This window comes from Geitlerinema sp. PCC 9228 (genome assembly GCF_001870905.1).
Lineage (GTDB): Bacteria > Cyanobacteriota > Cyanobacteriia > Cyanobacteriales > PCC-9228 > PCC-9228.
Window position 1 is genome coordinate 1 of record NZ_LNDC01000012.1, and the last position, 4943, is coordinate 4943.

At 48.0% G+C, this 4943-nt stretch carries 5 protein-coding genes; all 5 read left to right on the forward strand.

Translation table 11 applies throughout. From position 1 onward, the window contains the following. Positions 1-970 precede the first annotated feature (970 nt). Complete coding sequence (locus AS151_RS00645; protein ID WP_071515146.1) at positions 971-3367, forward strand: response regulator; 2397 nt, start codon at positions 971-973, stop codon at positions 3365-3367. A 258-nt stretch (positions 3368-3625) separates the two neighbouring features. Then, the gene (locus AS151_RS00650; RefSeq protein WP_071515147.1) at positions 3626-3997 is read left to right on the forward strand and encodes a response regulator; all 372 of its coding nucleotides are present in this window, start codon (positions 3626-3628) and stop codon (positions 3995-3997) included. Between the two features lie 163 nt (positions 3998-4160). Continuing rightward, the gene (locus AS151_RS00655) at positions 4161-4403 is read left to right on the forward strand and encodes a DUF1816 domain-containing protein (RefSeq protein ID WP_071515148.1); all 243 of its coding nucleotides are present in this window, start codon (positions 4161-4163) and stop codon (positions 4401-4403) included. Between the two features lie 93 nt (positions 4404-4496). Next, on the forward strand, positions 4497-4679 hold the full coding sequence (locus AS151_RS20420; RefSeq protein WP_084639312.1) for a hypothetical protein: 183 nt from the start codon (positions 4497-4499) through the stop codon (positions 4677-4679). Positions 4680-4819: 140 nt separating this feature from the next. Continuing rightward, positions 4820-4943, forward strand: a 124-nt coding sequence (locus tag AS151_RS23180) for a helix-turn-helix domain-containing protein (protein ID WP_170861266.1), incomplete at its 3' end; no start/stop codon positions are given.

The following is a 4943-nucleotide window of genomic DNA, read 5'->3' on the forward strand; positions in this document are numbered from 1 at the left end:
GACGGCGGCTAAAGCCGCACGGGTCGCTTTTCATCCCTGCTTTAAAAAGTCAGGGCTTTCAAGCTCCCGATTCATGCCGGTAAAAAAATACTGCTTCATGTAGAAAAAATATCTACAGTATAAAGATAAGGTACTATAATGTAACTAGAAAGGTGACCCCATACAAAAAGTCAAGGAAAAAACGCCTTGACTGGAACTGCGATGGTTGCCAGGTATAGTTGTGGGTAGGAGGCAATTGCGATCGTCACATTTCTCTGCATACAGGAGACTGTCTTGCTAAGTACGTACTAGCAAGCGATTTTCCCAATCGGGACGCAAGAAACGTATAACTAAAATAACCGCACTGTGGTTTGGCATGGGACGATCCTAACAAACAAAGATTGCTTTTGTACGCAGGCAATTTCCTACGTGCATAGAATTTTCCAATCAAAACTAGTCACCCTTCAACAAGCAATTTGCAGCTTTTTAAACGTTCTCAACCAACGATAGCTAGATTTTTCCTGGGAGGAATGGGCTCCAGATGGTATTAGAATTCGCATTTAAGATCGCTGATATCTTATTTTATACCCAATCCGATGTACATAAAACCACAAAAATTTTGTAGGGTCCATTCGTAGCGAATCGACCCTACACCAGGAATTTTCCATAGATAAAATAGCGAGTCTGTTGGAGGTGGATTTGGTATTACTTGTAGAATTGTCGGCCGCAACCAGATTCTTGCTGGCATTGACCAACTTGTCACCAATTGACACTCTCACGAATAGAATTCAATGGGATTCTCGCTTCATCGGGTGTGCCTAGATAGATTAGCTAGGAACTAGTCCATCCCCGGTAACAGGGACCCTCGACGAGCATTTTTCCGCCCCACCCCATTGTGGACGTACTTTAGTGCAAGTGTAGCACATCGTTGACGTCAGCTCAAGCCGCACGGGTAAAAATCTAGCTATGTCCAGTTACCATAGCCATCGTTATGAGAATTTTGATTGTAGAAGACGATCGCGACTTAGCCGATGCGATCGCCGAAACCCTCAAAAGGCAGAACTACGCAACCGATATAGTTGCCGACGGAGAAACGGCTTGGCACTACATTGAAACCTACGAATACGATTTGTTGCTGCTAGATGTGGTACTCCCCCAAACCAATGGCATTTCCCTATGCCGGCAGCTGCGATCGCGCCAGTATACCATGCCCATTTTTTTGCTTACAGCCTTAGACACCAAACGGGATAAGATTTTGGGGTTGGATGCTGGTGCAGACGATTACCTGGTCAAACCCATCGATCTCGAAGAACTGGTGGCTCGAATGCGGGCGTTGTTGCGACGCGGCAGCTTGCAAAGCTTTCCCGTTTTAGGTTGGGAGAAGCTGCGCCTCGATCCCAGTACCTACACCGTCACCTACGACGGCAAACCACTGCGGCTAACCCCAAAAGAATACAGTTTGTTGGAACTGTTTCTACGCCACCAAAGCCGAGTTTTCAGCCCATACACCATTTTGGAGCACCTGTGGTCTATAGAAGACCCCCCCAGCGAAGCCACCGTCAGAGCCCATATTAAAAGACTGCGTCGGGCTTTGCAAGCAGCAGGGGGTCCCAAAGACGCCATCGAAACCGTATACGGATTGGGCTATCGGCTGAAAAAAATGCCTGCAACCGCACCAGAAACTCCACCGTCAGAACAGACCAGCCATGCAATCAGCCCCCATTCCCAACCTACCCTGCAAACCATTACGCAAGTGTGGCAGCGGGTCCGTCAAAAGGTGTTTCAGCGCATCGATCGAATTGCGGAAAGCCTCAATATGTTGGCAACGGGCGATCGCCATAGTTGTACATCCGAACCAGCCAATGGCGAGTGTTGGAAACAAGCCTACAATGAAGTTCACAAGCTGGCAGGATGCCTGGGAACCTTTGGGTTTCCGGAAGCTTCTAAAACAGCCCAACAGTTGGAACAACAACTGCAACAACCTGCGTCGCTCTCTACCGAAGACATCCAGCAAATCCAGCTACTGCTAGAGCAACTGCAAGGGCAATTGCAAGCACAAACCGCTGAAAGCAAAGGAATGCCTGCAGGCAACGAAGACCCGCCAGAAGAGGAAAACAACGATAATTTTTTGTTGTTGGTCAGCCGCGATCGCCATTTGCTGCAAACCATACCTGGGGAGGCACAAGCGTGGGGATATACCCTGCAAACCGCCACTTCCCTCAAAGCAACCCAGCAAGTCTTCACAGAAAGTACGGGCATCCCGCAAGTGTTGCTGCTAGACCTGGAAGTATGCGATCGCGTCCAAGATAGCCTTGATTGGCTGGCGTCGTTTCACCACAATGCTTCCCAAATTCCAGTGGTTGCCATTCACAGCAGCGATAATTTCCGCGATCGCTTGCAAGTTGCCCGTTTGGGGGGTCGTGCTTTTTTACAAAAACCCCTCTCGCCGTTTCAAGCCATGGAAGCGGTTTGGGAAATCCAACAAAACAAGGACGCCACCGGCACCATTTTAATCGTAGACGACAACAGGGAACAGTTGGTGTTGTTGGAGCAACTCCTCCATCCGTGGGGATTTCGTACGCGCACTTTACAGGATTCCACGCATTTTTGGCCGACCTTGCAGCAAATCCAGCCGGATTTGTTGATTTTGGATGTGGAAATGCCGAAATACAGCGGCATCGAACTGTGCCAGGTGTTGCGCAACGATCCCCAGTGGCGGGAATTGCCGGTTTTGTTCCTCACGGTACACAAGGACACACAAACCGTTACCAATATTTTTGCCGCTGGTGGGGATGATTACATTGGTAAGCCTTTGATCGGACCGGAATTAGTGACGCGGGTGTTTAACCGTTTGGAACGCCGCCGGCTGCTGCGGAATTTAGCCGATTGCGATCCCCTTACCGGTCTGGCTAATCGGCGCAAATCCAGCCAGCAGTTCAAACAGTACATTCGTTTATCCCAACGCCAGGGGCTACCTTTGTGTTTTGCGATTTTTGATTTGGACCGATTCAAACAGGTAAACGATACCTACGGTCACGCCACGGGGGATTTGGTGTTGCATCGTTTGGGGCGATTTTTGCAAAAAGCTTTTCGCGAAGAAGATATTGTTGCTCGTTGGGGTGGGGAGGAGTTTGTTATCGGTATGTACGGAATCTACAAACAGGATGCCATTGCCCGTCTGGGAGAAATCCGCAAGCAATGGCACCAGGAAAAGATCTATACCTCGCAAGAAGAAGTGTTATCAATCACCCTCAGCGGTGGTGTTTCGGAGTATCCTGAAGACGGAAGCGATCTACACACACTGTACAAAACTGCAGATGCCGCGCTGTATCAAGCCAAGCAAGCGGGTCGCGATCGCGTGTTCGGCTACCAAGGGGAAAATACTTAAAAATTGGGCGCTATTGCTAGGAAGTTTTGGGAGAAACTAGAACCGTAAGTTGGCACCGGCCAAGGTAGCGATCGCATGTCGCATTTTTTTTGTTATTCTAGGTATAATGACTGCTTTTTTCTCAAAAAATCTATAGAAAACCGAACCCTTTACTATTTTTTTTTGTAAAAAATTATTGAGATTTGTTTTCCTGGGCCATGTCGTGCAAACAGCTGGGATTTTGACGCAGTTGGTGAAAATTTCGCGGGGAAATAGGTCATGAAGATCCTCATCATTGATGATGACGAAGATATTCGGGAAGTCGCCCAGTTAACTCTGGAACTGCAAGAAGGATGGACGGTTTTGACAGCTGGTTCTGGAGAAACAGGAATTACCATAGCCAAACAGGAACAACCCGATGCGATTTTACTAGACGTAATGATGCCTCAAATGGACGGCTTCGCTACCTTGGAGAGATTGCAAGCCGACAGCAATACCCAGTCGATTCCAGTAATTTTTCTCACGGCGAAGGTATCCAGCGTTGAAGCGAATGCCACCAAAGAACTAGTGATTTGCGGCTCTATTGTCAAACCGTTCGACCCCTTAATTTTAGGAGAGCAAATCCGCACCATTCTAGCTCCCCCATCGTAGCTATTTGTAGCCAATTGGGCGTTTTTTTGTATCCAAGTGGCAAGAATCGTTATCGGTATGCTTATCGCCACGATAAAAATTTTCATCTTGATTCACAAGTTTTTCACATCTTAAAGTTACAGTAAAAGAAGAATATTCTTCGTACGTTTCCAGCGAGGTTCCTATGTCTGACCTGAAGCCGAAACAGTTGACCTTTTGGGTAAAGATTTTTACCGAAAGCCCGCAGTATCTCTACTACTTTGGTCCCTTTGTTAGCGTTCAGGAGGCACAAATCCATCAAGGTGGCTATGTGGAAGATTTGCAGGGAGAAGGAGCACATATCCAAATGCTAGAAATCGTGGCTTCCTTACAACCTGTCGGTGAAGACTGGCCAACATTTTCCATGAACCAGGCATACACCGCATAATACGCCTCCGTATTGGCAATCATCCCTGCGGCTCAGAAACGTACCTGAATTGCCATTGGGTTGCTATCAAAAGAAGGCAAAAGGAGTGATTTTATGAAACCTTGTCCTTGCTGTTCTACAGGTTTGTTGCGCCACGCTCGCCACAGCGGTATTTATTGGTTTTGCCCCACTTGCCGCCAGGAAATGCCACTCTTGAGCGGTTCTAGACGCCATCCCCTGTCTACCAGCCACTATGGGTCGGCAGCTTCTTCCTCCGAGTTAGCATTTACTGCATGAATCGGGAGCTTGAAATCCCTGACTTTTTACGCGCAGGGATGAAAAGCGACCCGTGCGGCTCGAGCCGCCGTTACAATCAAGTTGAGGTGCTAGAACCTAAAAAAAGCAGGCGAAATTTTTTTAATCTATGTTCGTACATCATGTTGACTCTCAGCTACGAATTTCAACTCAAGCCGACATGCCGCCAGGCTCAAACGATGGAGTCGTGGTGGGAAATCTGTCGGCAAGTTGGCAATGATGGGCTGAGAGAACGCCAAGATGGGG